We start from the raw sequence: 20,371 nt of genomic DNA, 5'->3' as shown, positions 1-20,371 counted from the left end.
TTCTATTACTCAACGATTTTACTAACGACACCGGCACCAACAGTGCGGCCGCCTTCACGAATAGCAAAACGTAACCCTTCTTCCATCGCAATCGGTGCAATTAAAGTTACGTCCATCTTAACGTTATCACCAGGCATAACCATTTCTACACCTGATGGTAATTCACATGCGCCTGTCACGTCAGTTGTACGGAAGTAGAACTGTGGACGGTAACCATTGAAGAATGGCGTGTGACGACCACCTTCATCTTTTGACAGCACATATACTTCTGCTTCAAAACGTGTGTGTGGTTTGATTGTGCCTGGGTGTGCCAGTACTTGACCACGGTCGACGTCTTCACGTTTTGTACCACGTAACAGAACACCTACGTTGTCGCCTGCTTGACCTTGATCTAACAGCTTGCGGAACATTTCAACACCAGTACAGGTGGTTTTTTGGGTGTCTTTGATACCAACGATTTCTAATTCGTCACCCACTTTAACAATACCGCGTTCAACACGACCAGTAACAACCGTACCACGACCTGAGATTGAGAATACGTCTTCAATCGGCATCAGGAACGCACCGTCAATTGCACGTTCTGGTTCTGGGAAGTAGGTATCCATTGCTTCAGCTAAACGAATGATTGATGGTGCACCAATTTCACTTGTGTCACCTTCTAACGCTTTCAGCGCTGAACCAACGATGATTGGGGTGTCATCACCTGGGAAGTCATAGCTGTCTAACAACTCACGCACTTCCATTTCTACCAATTCAATCAGTTCTTCGTCGTCAACCATGTCGGCTTTGTTCAGGTAAACGATAATGTAAGGTACACCTACCTGACGTGATAACAGAATGTGTTCACGTGTTTGTGGCATAGGACCGTCAGCTGCGTTTACAACCAGAATCGCGCCGTCCATTTGAGCCGCACCGGTGATCATGTTTTTAACATAGTCAGCATGGCCTGGGCAGTCTACGTGTGCGTAGTGACGGTTGGCTGTTTCGTATTCCACGTGAGCGGTTGAGATTGTGATACCACGTTCTCTTTCTTCTGGTGCGTTATCAATATCCGCGTAATCTTTGAATTCACCACCACTTAATTCACCCAACACTTTGGTGATCGCCGCTGTCAGCGTAGTTTTACCATGGTCAACGTGACCTATGGTGCCCACGTTGACGTGGGGTTTTGTACGTTCAAATTTTGACTTGGACATTCTCGTCTACCTCGTTTAACTTACGTTATTTAGTTTTGTTAATGATCGCTTCTGCAACATTGTTTGGTATCTCACTGTACTTGGCGAACTCCATTGAGTAAGTTGCTCGACCTTGAGTAGCAGAACGCAAATCAGTTGCGTAACCAAACATTTCTGCAAGAGGCACTTCAGCCTTAATAATTTTTCCACTAGGTGCATCGTCCATACCACTGACCATGCCGCGACGGCGATTCAAATCACCCATCACATCACCCATATATTCTTCTGGTGTTACCACCTCGATATTCATTACAGGTTCCAATAAAACGGGTGACGCTTCTAGCGCACCGTTTCTAAATGCCATTGAGCCTGCAACTTTAAAAGCCATTTCGCTGGAATCAACATCATGGTATGAACCATCAAACAAGGTTACCTTGACATCTTCCACAGGGTAGCCGGCTATTACACCATTTTTCATCTGCTCTTGTATACCCTTATCTACAGATGAAATATATTCTTTTGGTACCGTACCGCCGACAACCGCATTTTCAAAGGCATAGCCAGCACCCTGCTCTTGCGGTTCAATTTTGATCCAGACGTGTCCATACTGGCCTTTACCACCACTTTGGCGCACAAATTTACCTTCTGCATCAACAGTTTTACGAATTGTTTCACGGTAAGCAACTTGAGGCGCACCAACATTTGCACTGACACTAAACTCACGTTTTAAGCGGTCAATAATGATGTCGAGGTGCAACTCCCCCATACCGGCGATAATTGTTTGTGCAGATTCTTCATCTGTACTCACTCTAAAAGAAGGATCTTCCTTAGCCAACTTACCTAGGGCAATGCTCATTTTCTCTTGATCTGCTTGAGTTTTTGGTTCAATTGCCACAGAGATAACGGGTTCAGGGAACTCCATTCTTTCTAATGTGATTTTATGATCTAAATCACATAGTGTTTCACCAGTAATGGTGTCCTTCAAACCTATTGCGGCAGCAATATCCCCTGCTCTGACTTCAGAGATTTCTTCACGACTGTTTGCATGCATTTGTACCAAACGACCAATGCGCTCTTTTTTTCCTTTAACAGGATTAAAAACGGCATCGCCTGACTTTAAAACGCCTGAATAAACTCGGAAGAAAGTTAATGTACCAACAAACGAATCAGAAGCTATTTTGAAAGCAAGTGCTGCAAATGGTTGTGAATCATCAGCTTCTCGGGTTTCGTAAACATCGTTATCAACATCAACGAGACCTTTAATAGCCGGCACATCATTAGGCGCAGGCATATACTCGACTACAGCATCCAGAACGGCTTGAACACCTTTATTTTTAAACGCTGAACCACAAAATGCAGGCACGATTTCATTGGCTAGAGTTTGATTACGAATACCTTGTTTGATTTCATCTGGCGTTAATTCACCCACTTCCAGATACTGATTCATCAGTTCTTCGCTTGATTCTGCAGCAGATTCGACTAATGCTTCGTGATATTTCTGACACTCAGCCAGCATCGATTCAGGAATATCACGTAGTTCATAGGTGACACCAAGATCGGCTTCATTCCAATAGATCGCTTTCATGCGAACCAGATCTACCACTCCTTCAAACTCATCTTCCGAGCCGATAGGTAATTGCATAGCTACAGGTTTTGCACCAAGACGATTTTTGATTTGCTCTAGGACGCGTAGAAAATTGGCACCTTGGCGATCCATTTTATTAATGAATGCAAGACGGGGAACATGATATTTATTGGCTTGGCGCCAAACAGTTTCTGATTGAGGTTCGACACCGCCGACTGCACAGAAAACAGCTACTGCACCGTCTAGTACTCGTAAAGACCTTTCTACTTCAATAGTAAAGTCTACGTGACCGGGTGTATCGATGATGTTGATACGATGTTGTTCAAATTGTTGATCCATGCCAGACCAGAAGCATGTTGTAGCAGCTGAGGTAATTGTAATACCGCGTTCCTGCTCTTGCTCCATCCAGTCCATAACAGCAGCGCCATTGTGTACTTCACCAATTTTATGTGAGATGCCCGTATAGAACAAAACACGCTCTGTTGTCGTGGTTTTACCCGCGTCAATATGAGCCATGATGCCTATGTTTCGGTATCTATTAATAGGTGTACTACGTGCCACTATTAGCTACTCTTAAATCAACAATGTTAAAGAACAAACCGTCACCAGAACCATGCTGGTGACGGAGAATAATAATTTTAGAAACGGAAGTGCGAGAATGCCTTGTTCGCTTCTGCCATACGGTGTGTATCTTCTTTTTTCTTAACTGCAGTGCCTTTGTTCTCGTAGGCATCAGCAATTTCACCAGCTAAGCGCATACCCATTGATTTTTCACCACGTTTACGTGATGCTTCAACCAACCAACGCATCGCTAATGCTACACGGCGCTCTGGACGAACTTCTACTGGCACCTGATAAGTAGCACCACCGACACGGCGAGATTTCACTTCAACCATCGGACTGATATTTTCAATGGCTTTTTGAAAGATTTCTAAGCCGTTAGCAGATTTACTTTCAGAAACAGTATCTAATGCACCGTAAGTAATTTTTTCAGCAACAGACTTTTTACCATCTTTCATGATGACGTTGATGAACTTCGCTAAACCGATGTTTTGAAACTTCGGATCAGGCAGTACTTCACGTTTAGCAACAACCCTTCTTCTTGGCATTTGTCTTTCCTAATACTTTATACGTTTAACGCTTAAGTTTTGTAACTTAGCCCTTCGGACGCTTAGCGCCATATTTAGAACGGCCTTGGCGACGAGCTGATACACCAGAGGTGTCTAGAGCGCCACGAACAGTGTGATAACGAACACCAGGTAAGTCTTTAACACGACCGCCACGAATCAGAACAACACTATGTTCTTGCAGGTTATGGCCTTCACCACCGATGTACGAAGTCACTTCAAAACCATTAGTCAAACGAACACGGGCTACTTTACGCATCGCTGAGTTAGGTTTTTTTGGTGTAGTTGTGTAAACACGAGTACATACACCACGGCGTTGCGGACATGCTTGCAATGCCGGTACGTTATTCTTTTTCTTTTGTTTCAATCTTGGCTTACGAACCAACTGATTAATTGTTGCCATTAGTACAACCTTAACAAATATCTATCGATGGTATCCTGCGATACTATTGTTCTCGCATTACCATCCATTAAAAAGCGGGCACTCGATTTCTGAGTGCCCGACAAAGAAGACGAATTTTATAACGTAAGATGCCTTACGTCAACACCTTTATGAAACCTCTTTGATTTCTTCGTCTTTATCTTCAGTTACTGCTGATGATTTAGTCACTGGTGACTCACCTAATGCTTCCTGACGACGACGCTGGCGCTCTTTATGATAAGCAAGACCAGTACCAGCAGGAATCAGACGACCAACAATAACGTTCTCTTTCAAGCCACGTAAGTTATCACTCTTACCTGTCACAGCGGCATCCGTCAGCACGCGTGTAGTTTCCTGGAACGATGCTGCTGAAATGAATGACTCCGTTGCCAATGAGGCTTTTGTAATACCTAACAGCAGCGGTGTAAACGTACATTCAACTTTCTCTTTAGCACGCAGTTCATCATTAGCATCAAGTACGCGATCGTATTCAACTTGCTCGCCTTTCAGGAATTTACTATCACCGACGGCATCAATTTCAACTTTACGCAGCATCTGACGCACAATCACTTCAATATGCTTATCGTTAATTTTGACGCCTTGAAGACGGTAAACTTCCTGTACCTCGCTCACCATATAGTTAGCTAATGCTAAGACACCTTTCAAGCGCAAGATATCATGTGGGTCTTCTGGCCCATCTACTAACATCTCACCTTTCTCAATGTGTTCACCTTCAAACACAGAGATATGACGCCATTTTGGAATTAACTCTTCATACGGTTCGCCTTCTTTAGGCGTGATGATCAGACGTTGTTTACCTTTTGTTTCTTTACCAAAGCTGACTGTACCGCTGATTTCTGCCATCAAAGCAGGATCTTTTGGTTTACGTGCTTCGAACAGGTCAGCAACACGTGGCAGACCACCCGTAATATCACGAGTTTTACTACTTTCCTGAGGAATACGTGCAACGATGTCACCGATTTCAACTTCTTGTCCATCACTAACGCGAACAATCGCACCACCTGGCAGGAAGTACATTGCAGGAATATCTGTCCCTGGAATAAATACATCGCTACCATTTGCATCTGTAAGGCGAACCATAGGACGCATGTCTTTTGCTGAACTGCTACGTTGTTTAGGTTCACGAACAATGAAGCTCGTCAGACCTGTCACTTCGTCGACAGTTTTATCAACTGTCACACCTTCAACCAGATCACTTAGCTGAACAACACCCGCCACCTCAGTTACAACCGGATGCGTATGCGGATCCCAGTTAGCCACGATTTGACCTGCATCTACAGCTTCATTGTCAGCTACTGTCATTTCAGCACCATAAGGGATCTTATAGCGCTCACGCTCACGACCGTTTTCATCAATCAGGTGTAATTCACCTGAACGTGATACGGCAATAAACTTACCGGCAGAGTTTTGAACATATTTAATGTTGTGATAACGGATATTACCTTTGTATTTTAAGGCAACAGAGTTATCAGCAGCTGTTCTTGATGCCGCACCACCGATGTGGAAGGTACGCATCGTTAACTGTGTACCAGGTTCACCGATTGACTGTGCAGCGATAACACCTACCGCTTCACCAACGTTGATTTGATGGCCACGACCTAAGTCACGTCCATAACACGATGCACAGACACCATAGCGAGATTCACAAGTAATCGCACTACGTACCATAACTTCGTCAATACCTTCGCTTTCAAGTTTATTGACCGCTGCTTCATCAATCATTTCACCAGCAGCGAGTACAAGACGCTCACCATCAGATGATTTCAGGTCTTGTGCTACAACACGTCCAAGTACACGTTCACCAAGTGGTTCAACAACATCACCACCCTCAATGATAGGTGACATGTTTAAACCTAATGTTGTGCCGCAATCTTCTTCAACAACAACCAAGTCTTGAGAAACATCCACTAAACGGCGTGTCAAATAACCTGAGTTAGCTGTTTTCAATGCTGTATCGGCCAAACCTTTACGAGCACCGTGAGTCGAAATAAAGTACTGCAAAACGTCCAGACCTTCACGGAAGTTCGCCGTGATAGGTGTCTCGATGATTGAACCATCTGGTTTAGCCATCAGACCACGCATACCAGCAAGCTGACGAATCTGCGCTGCAGAACCACGAGCACCGGAATCAGCCATCATATAAATGGAGTTCATTGAGACTTGTTCAACTGAATTACCTTCGGCATCGGTAACTGTATCTTTACCAATACCGTCCATCATCGCTTTTGCAACTTGGTCATTAGTGCGTGACCAGATATCGATAATCTTGTTGTAACGTTCACCATCAGTTACTAAACCAGAGGCATATTGAGATGCAATTTCTTCAACTTCTGCTTCAGCCTTCGCAAGGATTGATGCTTTTTCGACAGGGATAACCATATCGTCTGCACCAACAGATGCACCAGACTGTGTTGCCTGAGTGAAGCCAAGGTACATCAACTGATCAGCAAAGATAACAGTATCTTTAAGACCTAAACGACGGTAGCAAGTATTAATAAGATCACCAATCGCTTTTTTCGTCATCGCACGATCAACAACTGAGAACGGCAGACCTTTTGGCACGATGCTGAATAGAATCGCACGACCGACTGTTGTTTCTACACGAATGCGACGAGTTTGCTCAGGTTCAGGCAAAGTAATATCAGTTTCTTCCAGACGAACCATTACTTTCGCATGCAGCGAAACGACTCTGTTATCGTAAGCACGACGCAATTCTGAAAGGTCCGCAAAAACACTGCCTTCACCTTTCTCGTTCACACGGTCGCGAGTCATATAATAAAGACCCAATACCACGTCCTGAGATGGAATGATGACTGGCTCACCGTTAGCTGGAGACAGAATATTGTTGGTAGCCATCATCAGTGAACGTGCTTCTAACTGTGCTTCTAACGATAATGGCACGTGAACCGCCATTTGGTCACCGTCAAAGTCAGCATTGAACGCACTACAAACTAATGGGTGAAGCTGAATCGCCTTACCTTCAATAAGTAATGGTTCAAACGCTTGAATACCTAATCTATGCAAGGTCGGTGCACGGTTAAGCATGACTGGATGTTCACGAATTACATCTTCCAGGATATCCCAAACTTCAGGTCCTTCGCGTTCTACCATTTTCTTAGCAGCTTTGATCGTTGTCGCCAGACCTGCACGTTCAAGCTTGCCGTAAATAAATGGTTTGAATAATTCCAATGCCATTTTCTTAGGCAGACCACACTGATGTAATTTCAGATATGGGCCAACCACGATAACTGAACGGCCTGAATAGTCAACACGCTTGCCTAACAAGTTCTGACGGAAACGACCCTGCTTACCTTTAATCATGTCTGCCAGAGATTTCAATGGCATGCGGTTTGTGCCTGTGATAGCACGTCCACGGCGACCGTTATCTAGTAATGCGTCTACTGACTCTTGCAGCATACGTTTTTCATTACGAACGATAATGTCAGGTGCGTTCAAATCTAATAAACGTTTCAGACGATTATTACGGTTGATGACACGACGATATAAATCATTTAGATCCGATGTCGCAAATCGACCACCATCAAGAGGAACTAGAGGACGCAGATCAGGTGGTAGTACTGGAAGCACTTCCATCACCATCCATTCTGGTTTGTTACCCGACTCATGAAATGCTTCCATCAGTTTCAGGCGTTTGCTCAGTTTTTTGATTTTTGTTTCTGAGTTAGTGCCATCAATTTCTTCACGGATAGTTTCAATTTCTTTGGCGACGTTAATGTTGCGCAATAACTGCTGTACAGCTTCCGCACCCATACGCGCATCAAATTCATCACCGTATTCTTCAACTGCCTGCAGGAAGGTCTCATCAGACAGCAATTGACCTTTTTCTAGAGGCGTCATACCAGGATCGACGACGATGAACGCTTCGAAATACAATACACGTTCAATATCACGCAGTGTCATATCCAAAAATAATGAAATACGTGATGGTAATGATTTCAGGAACCAGATATGTGCAACCGGGCTAGCTAACTCAATGTGGCCCATGCGCTCACGACGTACTTTGGCGACAGTCACCTCAACGCCACATTTTTCACAAATAACACCACGGTGTTTTAAACGTTTGTATTTACCGCATAAGCATTCGTAGTCTTTTACTGGACCAAAAATTTTGCAGCAAAACAAACCTTCACGTTCCGGTTTAAAAGTACGGTAGTTGATGGTTTCTGGTTTTTTGACTTCGCCAAATGACCATGACCTCACCATTTTAGGTGAGGCAAGGCCGATGCGAATGGCGTCAAATTCTTCTGGCTGAGTTTGTTGCTTTAACAAATTAAGCAAGTCTTTCATCTTTCATTCTCCGCTGCCGTTAGACGGCTAATATCTTGATTATCTGTAACAACCCGGTATGTCTTATTCATCGACCAAGTCGACATCGATACCAAGTGAGCGAATCTCACGGGTTAATACTTTGAATGACTCAGGCATACCTGCGTCCATTCGATAATCACCATCAACGATGTTTTTATAAATCTTAGTACGACCGTTAACATCATCTGACTTCACAGTTAACATTTCTTGCAAGGTGTAAGCAGCACCATAAGCTTGTAGTGCCCAGACCTCCATCTCACCGAAACGTTGACCACCGAACTGTGCTTTACCACCCAGCGGTTGTTGTGTAACCAAGCTGTATGGGCCAGTAGAACGAGCATGCATTTTGTCATCAACCAAGTGATTCAGTTTCAGCATGTGCATGTAACCAATCGTCACTGGACGGTGGAAGAAATCACCTGTTCTACCGTCAATCAGTCTTGCCTGACCACTACGTGGCAGACCAGCCAGTTCCAGCATGTTTTTGATTTCTTCTTCGTCAGCACCATCAAATACGGGTGTTGCCATCGGCACACCACCTTTGAGGTTTTTCGCTAACTCAATAATTTCATCGTCGGTTAATGAGTCAAGATCTTCTTTGGTCCCGCTTGTGTTGTAGACCTTATCCAAGAAACCTCGCAGCTCAGCAATACCTTTTTGCTGTTCTAACATTTCTTCAATACGGTAGCCCAGTCCACGAGCAGCCCAGCCTAAATGCACCTCAAGAATCTGACCGATATTCATACGTGAAGGTACACCCAGTGGGTTCAACACGATGTCTACTGGACGACCATCTTCTGTGTATGGCATATCTTCAACAGGTACGATGTTAGAGATAACACCTTTGTTACCATGACGACCCGCCATTTTATCACCTGGCTGGATACGACGTTTAACAGCTAAGAAGACTTTAACCATACGTTGAACGCCTGGCGCTAAATCATGACCTGAAGTCAATTTCTCTTTCTTCAGTTCAAAAGCATCTTCCATTTCCTGACGGTACTGTTTCAGATGAGCATTAGCATGTTCAAGTTGCGTATTGAGGTCTTCTGACTCCATACGTAAATCAAACCACTTAGCATGCTCCAAACCGTCTAAATATTCTTTAGTCAGTTTAGTACCCGCTTTCAAGTTTGGACCACCTTCAGCAACTTTGCCAACCAAAGCACGTTCCAGACGCTCAAATACGTCTTCAACCATAATACGGTTCTGATCTTTTAAGTCAGCCCAAACTTTCTCAAGTTCCGCTTTCTCAATTTCACGTGTACGTTCATCTTTTTCTACACCATCACGTGTGAAGACTTGAACGTCAATAACCGTACCGTATGTGCCAGATGGAACACGTAAAGACGAATCTTTAACATCAGCCGCTTTTTCACCAAAGATCGCTCTTAACAGTTTTTCTTCTGGTGTTAATTGCGTTTCACCTTTTGGCGTGACTTTACCAACCAAAATGTCGCCAGGTTTGACTTCGGCACCCACATAGACAATGCCAGACTCATCCAGTTTTGCCAGGGCACTTTCACTGACGTTCGGAATATCACTAGTGATTTCTTCCGTACCCAGTTTGGTATCACGCGCTAAGCAGTTCAGTTCCTGAATATGAATAGTTGTGAAGCGATCTTCTTCAACCACACGCTCAGAAACAAGGATTGAATCCTCGAAGTTATAACCATTCCAAGGCATGAATGCGACCAGGATATTTTGTCCCAGTGCTAACTCACCTTTATCTGTAGATGGACCATCAGCAAGAACATCACCAGCACCTACCACATCACCCGGTTTCACAATAGGGCGTTGGTTAATACAGGTACTTTGGTTAGAACGTGCATATTTAATCAGGTTATAAATATCGACGCCTGATTCTGAACCTTCAGTTTCATCATCATTAACACGGATAACGATACGGCTGGCATCAACTGAATCCACGATACCACCACGTTTTGCTGTGACCATCACGCCTGAGTCTTGTGCTACAACACGTTCGATACCTGTACCAACTAATGGTTTATCTGCACGTAGTGTAGGAACAGCCTGACGTTGCATGTTCGAGCCCATCAAAGCACGGTTCGCGTCATCATGCTCAAGGAATGGAATCAACGAAGCAGCGACAGATACTACCTGACGAGGCGATACGTCCATCAATTGTACTTGTTCAGATGGCGTCAGTGATGACTCATTGCGGTAACGACAGTGAACCATGTTCTCTGCAATTGAATTATCTTCATTCAGTGCAATGGTTGCCTGAGCGATTTTATATTCGCCTTCGTCAATAGCTGATAGGTAAACAATTTCATCGGTCGCTTTACCATCAATCACTTTACGGTATGGCGTTTCGATGAAGCCATATTCGTTAGTACGTGCATAGGTAGCAAGAGAGTTAATCAAACCGATGTTTGGACCCTCAGGTGTCTCGATTGGACATACACGACCATAATGTGTCGGATGTACGTCACGCACCTCAAAGCCAGCGCGTTCACGAGTCAGACCACCTGGGCCTAAAGCAGATACACGGCGTTTGTGAGTCACTTCAGATAATGGATTGTTTTGATCCATAAACTGTGAAAGCTGGCTTGAGCCAAAGAACTCTTTAATTGCTGCAGCAACAGGTTTTGCATTAATCAGCTGTTGTGGCATTAAGCCTTCTGACTCAGCAATACTCAAGCGTTCACGTACAGCACGCTCAACACGAACCAGACCAACACGGAATTGGTTTTCGGCCATCTCACCTACGCTACGTACACGACGGTTGCCTAAGTGATCGATATCATCAACGACACCATTACCGTTACGGATAGCGATTAACTCTTTCAAGACATCCAGGATGTCTTCTTTTGACAGCGTACCTTCACCTTCCATCTCTTCACGACCAAGGCGACGGTTGAACTTCATGCGACCGACGTTAGAAAGATCATAGCGATCCAGTGTGAAGAATAGGCTGGTGAATAAATTCTCAGCAGCGTCTTCTGTAGGTGGTTCACCAGGACGCATCATGCGGTAGATTTCAACTTTCGCTTCTAATGGCGAGCGAGTTTCATCCAGACGCATAGTATCTGACATAAACGGACCATCATCGAGGTCGTTTGCGTAGATAGTTTCGATTTCATTGATATCAAAACGAGCCAAAGCTTCTAACAGATCTTCAGTGATTTCATCATTGGCAGAAGCAAGTAATTCACCCGTTTCAGGATCAATCATATCTTTGGCAATCACTTTACCAACAAGATAAGACGAAGGAACCGTTAGTGAAGAAATATCTGACTTCTCCATACGACGAATATGACGTCCAGTAATTTGACGCTCAGCTTCGACAATAACTTCACCATCAGTATCAACAATTTCGAAAGGCACTGATTGGCCCCTCAAACGTTGTGGTTCGAGTTTCATTTCGAAGTTATCGCCTTTTCTGACGAAACTATCTGTACTGAAGAAAATCTCCAGAATTTCCTGGTTGTTATATCCCAGGGCTCTTAATAGAACGGTCGCGGGTAATTTACGGCGACGGTCAATACGCACGAAAACAGCATCTTTAGGATCAAACTCGAAGTCGAGCCATGAACCACGATAGGGAATAACGCGTGCGTTAAATAAGATTTTACCGGAAGAGTGTGTTTTACCTCGATCGCTGTCGAAGAACACACCAGGTGAACGGTGTAGTTGCGACACGATAACGCGCTCTGTACCGTTAATGACAAAGTTACCTTTTTCTGTCATTAACGGGATCTCTCCCATATAGACTTCCTGCTCTTTAATGTCTTTGACAACTTTTGATTTTGCAGGGGCATCTTTGTCATAAATGACAAGACGCATTTTTACTCTCAAAGGTGCGGCATAGGTTACACCGCGCAATTGACATTCTTTGACGTCAAAAGATGGAGTGCCTAAACGATAGCTGACATATTGTAGCTCTGCCATGCCTGTATGGCTCTTGATAGGGAACACAGATTCAAAAGCGGCATGTAACCCTTTTGCTCCGCGCTCATCTGCAGCGACGCCCATCTGCAGGAAATCCTGATAGGAATTCACCTGGGTAGCTAGAAGGTTTGGAACTTTCAAGACACTTGGACGCTTGCCAAAATCTTTACGAATCCGTTTTTTCTCGGTAAACGTATAGGCCATTTATTACACCTCGAAGAACGTCCTGAGTTCACGCTTGTGGACTTCAGGAAAGATTGTTTTCTTAATGGTCAGTAATATGCACTGACCAGCAACGGAAAAAGGCCGGTGACCAAAGTCACCAGCCATTTTCTTTTTCGCAGTGGTCAGATGACCATTGCGATATATGAGACGCTTACTTAAGTTCAGCAGTCGCACCAGCTTCAGTAAGTTGTTTAACAACGTCTTCAGCTTCAGCTTTTTCAACGCCTTCTTTAACTGTAGCAGGTACGCCTTCAACCATGTCTTTAGCTTCTTTCAAGCCAAGACCTGTAATGCCACGAATAACTTTGATTACAGCAACTTTGTTGTCACCGAAGCTAGTCATTACAACGTTGAATTCGCTTTGCTCTTCAGCAGCCGCAGCAGCTGGAGCAGCAGCAACAGCCGCAACTGGAGCAGCAGCAGTTACACCAAATTTTTCTTCCATTGCTTCGATCAGATCAACGATCTCTACAACTGTCATATTGGAAATCGCTTCCAAAATATCGTCTTTAGATACAGCCATGATAATTTTCCTATTTCAAGCTTACAGAATTTATTAACTTGCCCAATCCAATAGTGGATTAAGCTGCGTCTTTCGCATCGCGAACAGCCGCGAACGTACGAACCATCTTGCTGGTAGGTGCTTGCAAAGTACGAACAAATTTCTCGATAGGGGCTTTGATGGTGCCCATGAACATGCTGATAGCTTGTTCTTTGGTTGGCATCTTCGCCAGTCTTTCAAGTTCGCTGGCAGGGAATAATTTTCCACCCAGAGAAACCATTTTGACTTCGAGTTGTTTTTTATCTTTCGCAAAATCACCCATGACCCGTGCTACTGCACCTGGATCTTCCATAGAGAAGCCAAGAATCAGAGGACCTGTCATTCCTTCCTGCATGCAGGCGAAATCAGTACCTTCTACAGCACGGCGAGCTAATGTGTTACGAACTACACGCAAGTAAACATTTTGTTTACGAGCTGCAACACGTAGCTCGGTCATTTCAGAAACTGTCAATCCACGATATTCTGCAGCAATTGCAGAATAAGCATTGGCAGCAACTTCAGCGACCTCAGCAACGACGGCCTTTTTACCTTCAAGATTTAAAGCCACCTAAGACCTCCTTAGGTTCATTCATTTTCATGAATGAATAGTTGCTAAAAAAGAGAGTGATAACACTCCCACCTTTACGGTATTCAACGTCAGAGATTCTGCAGCTGAACCCGTCTGCGCAGGCTCGCTCATAGTTAATGAGCCAATTAAAATTTCTTACCTGCGGTCTTAGACGACTCAGCCATAAGGCTGAGCGGTCCAAATTTTTAATCTATCCTAAGAAAGATTTGTCTACAGTGACACCAGCACCCATTGTGCTAGAGACACTGATACGTTTGATATAAACACCTTTTGCTGAGCTTGGTTTAAGCTTATTCAGGTCATCAATCAACGCTTGTAAGTTTTGACGTAATGCGTCTGTATCAAAGCTCGCATTACCAATTGGGCAATGGATGATACCAGCTTTATCAGTACGGTAACGAACCTGACCCGCTTTTGCATTTTTTACTGCTTCAGCAACATTCGGTGTCACAGTACCCACTTTAGGGTTAGGCATCAGACCACGTGGACCTAAAACCTGACCAAGTGTACCAACGATACGCATAGCATCAGGTGATGCAATAACGACATCAAAATCCATATTGCCTTTTTTGATGTCTTCAGCCAGATCTTCAAAACCAACGATATCAGCACCGGCTTCTTTTGCTGCATCTGCATTCGCGCCTTGTGCAAACACTGCAACGCGAACCGTTTTACCAGTACCGTTAGGTAAGACTGTTGAACTACGTACAACCTGGTCAGATTTACGTGGGTCAACACCTAAGTTAATTGAAACATCGATTGATTCAACAAATTTTGCTGAAGCGTTTTCTTTGACGAATGTTAAAGCATCATCAATTGAGAATACTTTGCCATTTTTTAATTTTTCGCGGATAGCGCGAGTTCTTTTACCTAAAGCAGCCATTACTCAACACCCTCCGTGTTCAGACCCATGCTACGTGCAGTACCTGCAATTGTTCTTACAGCAGCGTCTAAGTCAGCAGCTGACAAGTCAGGCATTTTAGTATTTGCAATTTCTTCTAATTGAGCGCGAGTCACTGTACCGACTTTGTCAGTATTTGGACGGCTGCTGCCGCTTTTCAAACCAGCTGCTTTTTTCAACAGAACTGAAGCAGGAGGTGTTTTAGTGATAAAAGTAAAACTTTTATCATTATAAACAGTGATCACGACCGGGATTGGCAGGCCGTTTTCCAGATTTTGTGTTTGCGCGTTGAAGGCTTTACAGAACTCCATGATGTTCACGCCTTTCTGACCTAACGCTGGACCAACTGGTGGGCTTGGATTCGCTCCGCCTGCTGGCACTTGTAGCTTGATGTAAGCTTCAATTTTCTTTGCCATGATTTCTCCTTATGGGTACAAACGCTTTTCAGCTCCCCGCTAAATATAGTCAACGCAATTAGGGTTGACCTTTGTCGAACTTAGCCTTTAGCTACCTGGCTAAATTCTAATTCCACTGGTGTTGAACGTCCGAAAATAACCACCTCAACACACAATTTACTTTTCTCGTAATTCACTTCTTCAACAACGCCTGTAAAGTCGTTGAATGGGCCATCAGTAACACGAACCACTTCACCGGGTTCAAACAAGACTTTAGGTCTTGGACTTTCAGCACCATCTTGAACGCGTTGTAAGATTTGATTAGCTTCTGCTTCACTAATTGGCGCCGGCCTGTCGCCTGTGCCACCAATAAAGCGAAGTACACGTGGTAGATCATTCACCACATGCCATGTTTCGTCATCCATTTCCATGTTGACGAGAACATAACCAGGGAAGAATTTACGTTCACTCTTCCGCTTTTGACCTTCTTTCATCTCAACGACTTCTTCAGTCGGAACGAGGATTTCACCGAACTTATCTTGCAGCTCAAGGCGATTAATACGCTCTTCAAGAGATCGTTTTACTTGTGCTTCAAAGCCTGAATAAGCCTGAATTACATACCAACGTTTACTCATTTGAAACCCTGTTTTATAGTGTCAGAGCGCGGACGCCCCAACCTAATAACGAATCAACGCCCCATAGCATCAATGCGACCATCATCACCATTAAGATAACGACCAAAGTCGTTTGGACTGTTTCTTGACGCGTAGGCCATACAACTTTTCTTACTTCAACATTGGTATCTCTAACATAAGATAAAACTGTTGAACCGATAGTTGTTTTTGAAGCGATAAACAATGATACACCTGCAACTACTAACAAGCCTAACACGCGTAACAATGTTGAATACTCTGCGTATGTATAAAACAAAGTAATCGCAGCCGCCATTAAGACAACTGCGATAATTAGTTTAATATTGTCTGCCATTTTATTCGTTATATCCGCTTTGAGGAAAACATATGATGGCAGGCCAGGAGGGAATCGAACCCCCAACCTACGGTTTTGGAGACCGTCGCTCTGCCAATTGAGCTACTGGCCTATCATATGCTCTCAAAAATTGCTGAGTGCCTATGCACTCAGCATCGTGGCATCCTTATACTATTCGACTATTTTACTAACGACACCGGCACCAACAGTGCGGCCGCCTTCACGAATAGCAAAACGTAACCCTTCTTCCATCGCAATCGGTGCAATTAAAGTTACGTCCATCTTAACGTTATCACCAGGCATAACCATTTCTACACCTGATGGTAATTCACATGCGCCTGTCACGTCAGTTGTACGGAAGTAGAACTGTGGACGGTAACCATTGAAGAATGGCGTGTGACGACCACCTTCATCTTTTGACAGCACATATACTTCTGCTTCAAAACGTGTGTGTGGTTTGATTGTGCCTGGGTGTGCCAGTACTTGACCACGGTCGACGTCTTCACGTTTTGTACCACGTAATAGAACACCTACGTTGTCGCCTGCTTGACCTTGATCTAACAGCTTGCGGAACATTTCAACACCAGTACAGGTGGTTTTTTGGGTGTCTTTGATACCAACGATTTCTAATTCGTCACCCACTTTAACAATACCGCGTTCAACACGACCAGTAACAACCGTACCACGACCTGAGATTGAGAATACGTCTTCAATCGGCATCAAAAACGCACCGTCAATTGCACGTTCTGGTTCTGGGAAGTAGGTATCCATTGCTTCAGCTAAACGAATGATTGATGGTGCACCAATTTCACTTGTGTCGCCTTCTAACGCTTTCAGTGCTGAACCAACGATGATTGGGGTGTCATCACCTGGGAAGTCATAGCTGTCTAACAACTCACGCACTTCCATTTCTACCAATTCAATCAGTTCTTCGTCGTCAACCATGTCAGCTTTGTTCAGGTAAACGATGATGTAAGGTACACCAACCTGACGTGATAACAAAATGTGTTCACGTGTTTGTGGCATCGGACCGTCAGCTGCGTTTACAACCAGAATCGCGCCGTCCATTTGTGCCGCACCGGTGATCATGTTTTTAACATAGTCAGCATGGCCTGGGCAGTCTACGTGTGCGTAGTGACGGTTGGCTGTTTCGTATTCCACGTGAGCGGTTGAGATTGTGATACCACGTTCTCTTTCTTCTGGTGCGTTATCAATATCCGCGTAATCTTTGAATTCACCACCACTTAATTCACCCAACACTTTGGTGATCGCCGCTGTCAGCGTAGTTTTACCATGGTCAACGTGACCTATGGTGCCCACGTTGACGTGGGGTTTAGAACGTTCAAATTTTGCTTTAGACATGAGTAGTATCCCCGGCACTAAATTTTATTGAGCCAAAAAATCAAAACAGGCAGGAACCCCCTGCCTAAGACAAATTGTGGAGCCCGCAATCAGAATCGAACTGATGACCTCATCCTTACCATGGATGCGCTCTACCGACTGAGCTATGCGGGCCTAAATTCTTCCAATCAAAAATGGAGCGGGTGATGGGAATCGAACCCACGTGATCAGCTTGGAAGGCTGGAGTTCTACCATTGAACTACACCCGCAATTCAGTCATCTTGTTTATTTAATGGTGGAGGGGGAAGGATTCGAACCTTCGAAGGTAGAACCGTCAGATTTACAGTCTGATCCCTTTGGCCGCTCGGGAACCCCTCCACTAAAGACGTGGCATTTTCCGTAAAACTCACACTAATGTCAACACTTAAATCAGTAATTCTCGATTAGCTGAGGTCTGAGTGATTAGCTTGGCTAAATCTGTAGTGTGATTAACTGAAGTATGAAAGCCGTAATAGTATATTATTAGCCGATATAAATCTGTATTAATTTTTACAAAACAGGAGACATTTATGGAGCAGTACCGCGGTACGACCATCCTTTCGTATCGCCGTGACGGTCAGGTCGTCATTGGTGGTGATGGGCAAGTCAGTCTTGGCAACACAATAATGAAAGGTAATGCGCGCAAAGTCCGACGGTTATATCACGGTAAAGTCATTGCTGGTTTCGCCGGTGGCACAGCGGATGCTTTCACACTATTTGAACGGTTTGAAGCAAAATTAGAAAAGCATCAGGGCAATCTGACGCGCAGTGCGCTTGAACTTGCCAAAGATTGGCGCACAGACAGAATGATGCGTCGACTTGAAGCCTTACTTGCTGTTGCAGATAGAGAAGCTTCCCTAATTATTTCTGGTAATGGTGACGTCATTGAACCAGAGCATGGCCTTATTGCTATTGGCTCTGGTGGCCCTTTTGCTCAGGCCGCAGCAACCGCTTTGTTACAAAATACGGCTCTCAGCGCCAGAGAAATTGTGGAAAAAGGCTTGAATATTGCCGCTGACATCTGCATCTATACCAATCACAACCTTACAATCGAAACTCTGGACTCAAACTGATATCTATCATGCAATCATTAACTCCGAAACAAATTGTTAACGAACTCGATAAACGCATCATTGGACAACAGGCAGCTAAAAAAGCCGTCGCCATTGCACTCCGTAACCGCTGGCGTCGTAAGCAGCTCGATGCTGCACTTCAACATGAAGTGACTCCTAAAAATATTCTTATGATTGGTCCCACTGGCGTCGGTAAAACAGAGATCGCCCGAAGACTCGCCGCTTTAGCTAATGCGCCATTCATTAAGGTAGAAGCCACCAAATTTACTGAAGTGGGTTATGTAGGCCGTGATGTCGAATCAATCATTCGTGATCTTGCTGAAACAGCCATGAAAATGCTGCGTGAAGAGGCGATATCATCGGTAAAGAACAAAGCAGAAGATGCCGCTGAAGAACGTATTCTGAATGCCCTGCTTCGCCCTGCCCGCGATGTTGAAACAGAAGATGAATCCACCACTCGGCAACGTTTCCGCAAAATGCTGCGTGAGGGAAAACTTGACGATCGTGAGATAGAACTGGAACTGAATGCCCCTAACGTCGGCGTTGAAATCATGTCGCCTCCAGGCATGGAAGAAATGACCAGCCAGTTACAAGAAATGTTTCAGAGTATGGGCTCACAACGTAAAAGTATGCGCAAAATTACTGTCGCTCATGCCATGCGACTGCTGTCTGAAGAAGAAGCACTGAAACTTATCAATGAAGAAGAATTGAAAGCCAAAGTGTTAGACAGTGTTGAACAAAATGGCATCGTTTTTCTGGATGAAATCGATAAGATTACCGGTCGAGGTGAAAGCAGTAACAATGCAGATGTATCTCGTGCTGGTGTGCAACGTGACCTTTTACCTCTGGTAGAGGGAAGCACTGTTTCGACCAAATATGGCATGATCAAAACCGACCATATTCTGTTTATCGCATCAGGTGCATTCCACTTAAGCAAACCCTCCGACTTAATACCTGAACTGCAAGGTCGCTTACCTATTCGCGTTGAACTGGATGCGCTTTCCTCTGCCGATTTTGTTCGCATTTTGACTGAGCCTGACGCTTCTCTGACGGAGCAATATATTGCGCTTCTGGCAACAGAAGGGGTTGAGTTGAGCTTCACCGACGACGGTATTGAGCGCATTGCTGAGCTGGCATGGGAAGTCAATGAAAAGACAGAAAACATTGGTGCCCGCCGTTTACATACCATGCTAGAAAAGTTGTTAGAACAGATTTCATATGAAGCTGGCAGCGAAGAAAATCTCTCTGTCACCGTCGATAAAGACTATGTCAATGAGCAACTTTCCGTGGTTGCTGAAGACGAAGATTTATCACGTTATATCCTATAAGGCATTCTTGATGGCAGAAATACCACTACCAACAGAGATTACGTTACACAAACAATCCAAGTGTCTATCTCTGAGCTATGGTGATAAGCAGTATCGTTTGTCAGCAGAATATCTCCGTGTCCACTCACCTTCAGCAGAGGTTCGTGGGCATGGTCCCGGACAGGAAGTTTTGCAGACACATAAAGAAAACGTCGGTCTCGATAAAATAGAGCCTGTTGGTCATTATGCACTCAAATTGTTTTTTGATGACGGACATGACAGTGGTCTTTTCACATGGGACTATTTGTACGAACTTGCCATCCATCAGGATTCTTTATGGCAAGACTACCTTAACCGACTTCAGAAAGCCGGTTATCAGCGCCAACAGTAATAGGTCAAG

16 protein-coding genes and 4 tRNA genes are annotated in these 20,371 nt (G+C 44.4%); 3 read left to right on the top strand and 17 right to left on the bottom strand.

Annotated elements, in window-relative coordinates; all coding sequences use genetic code 11:
- Window positions 1-5: 5 nt before the first annotated feature.
- The 17 genes from tuf (MAMP_RS03830) to MAMP_RS03750 all read right to left on the bottom strand — a co-directional run bounded on the left by tuf (MAMP_RS03830) (window position 6) and on the right by MAMP_RS03750 (window position 17,930).
- On the bottom strand, window positions 6-1,196 hold the full coding sequence (gene tuf, locus MAMP_RS03830) for an elongation factor Tu (protein WP_007144671.1): 1,191 nt from the start codon (window positions 1,194-1,196) through the stop codon (window positions 6-8).
- Window positions 1,197-1,221: 25 nt separating this feature from the next.
- Complete coding sequence (gene fusA / locus MAMP_RS03825) at window positions 1,222-3,321, bottom strand: elongation factor G (RefSeq protein WP_040576173.1); 2,100 nt, start codon at window positions 3,319-3,321, stop codon at window positions 1,222-1,224.
- 77 nt (window positions 3,322-3,398) lie between these two features.
- Complete coding sequence (gene rpsG / locus MAMP_RS03820; protein ID WP_007144669.1) at window positions 3,399-3,869, bottom strand: 30S ribosomal protein S7; 471 nt, start codon at window positions 3,867-3,869, stop codon at window positions 3,399-3,401.
- A 46-nt stretch (window positions 3,870-3,915) separates the two neighbouring features.
- Window positions 3,916-4,290, bottom strand: a complete 375-nt coding sequence (gene rpsL / locus MAMP_RS03815) for a 30S ribosomal protein S12 (protein ID WP_007144668.1) — start codon at window positions 4,288-4,290, stop codon at window positions 3,916-3,918.
- Window positions 4,291-4,437: 147 nt separating this feature from the next.
- Window positions 4,438-8,637: a DNA-directed RNA polymerase subunit beta' gene (gene rpoC, locus MAMP_RS03810; RefSeq protein WP_007144667.1), complete on the bottom strand. Its 4,200-nt coding sequence runs from the start codon at window positions 8,635-8,637 to the stop codon at window positions 4,438-4,440.
- 63 nt (window positions 8,638-8,700) lie between these two features.
- Window positions 8,701-12,777 (bottom strand): DNA-directed RNA polymerase subunit beta, encoded by a 4,077-nt coding sequence (rpoB, locus tag MAMP_RS03805; protein WP_007144666.1) that lies wholly within the window; start codon window positions 12,775-12,777, stop codon window positions 8,701-8,703.
- 172 nt (window positions 12,778-12,949) lie between these two features.
- Window positions 12,950-13,321 carry a 50S ribosomal protein L7/L12 gene (rplL, locus tag MAMP_RS03800; RefSeq protein WP_007144665.1) on the bottom strand — a complete coding sequence of 124 codons (372 nt, stop codon included), beginning with the start codon at window positions 13,319-13,321 and terminating at the stop codon, window positions 12,950-12,952.
- A 58-nt stretch (window positions 13,322-13,379) separates the two neighbouring features.
- A complete protein-coding gene (gene rplJ, locus MAMP_RS03795) occupies window positions 13,380-13,907 on the bottom strand; it encodes a 50S ribosomal protein L10 (protein ID WP_007144664.1) in 528 nt (175 codons plus the stop codon).
- 211 nt (window positions 13,908-14,118) lie between these two features.
- The gene (gene rplA / locus MAMP_RS03790; protein WP_007144663.1) at window positions 14,119-14,811 is read right to left on the bottom strand and encodes a 50S ribosomal protein L1; all 693 of its coding nucleotides are present in this window, start codon (window positions 14,809-14,811) and stop codon (window positions 14,119-14,121) included.
- Window positions 14,811-15,245 carry a 50S ribosomal protein L11 gene (gene rplK / locus MAMP_RS03785; RefSeq protein WP_007144662.1) on the bottom strand — a complete coding sequence of 145 codons (435 nt, stop codon included), beginning with the start codon at window positions 15,243-15,245 and terminating at the stop codon, window positions 14,811-14,813. The genes rplA and rplK overlap by 1 nt, the downstream gene beginning before the upstream one ends.
- 80 nt (window positions 15,246-15,325) lie before the next feature.
- Entirely contained in the window at window positions 15,326-15,859 is a 534-nt protein-coding gene (gene nusG, locus MAMP_RS03780; protein ID WP_007144661.1) for a transcription termination/antitermination protein NusG, read from the bottom strand.
- A 13-nt stretch (window positions 15,860-15,872) separates the two neighbouring features.
- Window positions 15,873-16,211 (bottom strand): preprotein translocase subunit SecE, encoded by a 339-nt coding sequence (gene secE / locus MAMP_RS03775; protein ID WP_007144660.1) that lies wholly within the window; start codon window positions 16,209-16,211, stop codon window positions 15,873-15,875.
- A 36-nt stretch (window positions 16,212-16,247) separates the two neighbouring features.
- Window positions 16,248-16,323, bottom strand: a tRNA-Trp gene (locus MAMP_RS03770).
- A gap of 59 nt (window positions 16,324-16,382) precedes the next feature.
- A complete protein-coding gene (gene tuf, locus MAMP_RS03765) occupies window positions 16,383-17,573 on the bottom strand; it encodes an elongation factor Tu (RefSeq protein WP_007144659.1) in 1,191 nt (396 codons plus the stop codon).
- A 77-nt stretch (window positions 17,574-17,650) separates the two neighbouring features.
- Window positions 17,651-17,726, bottom strand: a tRNA-Thr gene (locus tag MAMP_RS03760).
- Between the two features lie 21 nt (window positions 17,727-17,747).
- Window positions 17,748-17,821: transfer RNA gene (locus MAMP_RS03755), tRNA-Gly, on the bottom strand.
- A gap of 24 nt (window positions 17,822-17,845) precedes the next feature.
- Window positions 17,846-17,930, bottom strand: a tRNA-Tyr gene (locus MAMP_RS03750).
- 191 nt (window positions 17,931-18,121) lie between these two features.
- Between MAMP_RS03750 and hslV the strand changes: the two genes are divergently transcribed.
- Genes hslV through MAMP_RS03735 form a run of 3 tightly spaced genes read left to right on the top strand, consistent with a single transcriptional unit; the run spans window position 18,122 to window position 20,362 of the window.
- The gene (gene hslV / locus MAMP_RS03745; RefSeq protein WP_007144658.1) at window positions 18,122-18,664 is read left to right on the top strand and encodes an ATP-dependent protease subunit HslV; all 543 of its coding nucleotides are present in this window, start codon (window positions 18,122-18,124) and stop codon (window positions 18,662-18,664) included.
- 8 nt (window positions 18,665-18,672) lie between these two features.
- Entirely contained in the window at window positions 18,673-19,992 is a 1,320-nt protein-coding gene (gene hslU / locus MAMP_RS03740) for an ATP-dependent protease ATPase subunit HslU (RefSeq protein ID WP_007144657.1), read from the top strand.
- A 10-nt stretch (window positions 19,993-20,002) separates the two neighbouring features.
- Window positions 20,003-20,362: a gamma-butyrobetaine hydroxylase family protein gene (locus MAMP_RS03735; protein ID WP_192807080.1), complete on the top strand. Its 360-nt coding sequence runs from the start codon at window positions 20,003-20,005 to the stop codon at window positions 20,360-20,362.
- Window positions 20,363-20,371: the final 9 nt, after the last annotated feature.

The organism is Methylophaga thalassica MP (genome assembly GCF_000214595.1).
GTDB lineage: Bacteria > Pseudomonadota > Gammaproteobacteria > Nitrosococcales > Methylophagaceae > Methylophaga > Methylophaga thalassica.
The sequence above is the reverse complement of the archived record's forward strand: the minus strand, read 5'-3'. Positions and strand labels throughout refer to the sequence as shown.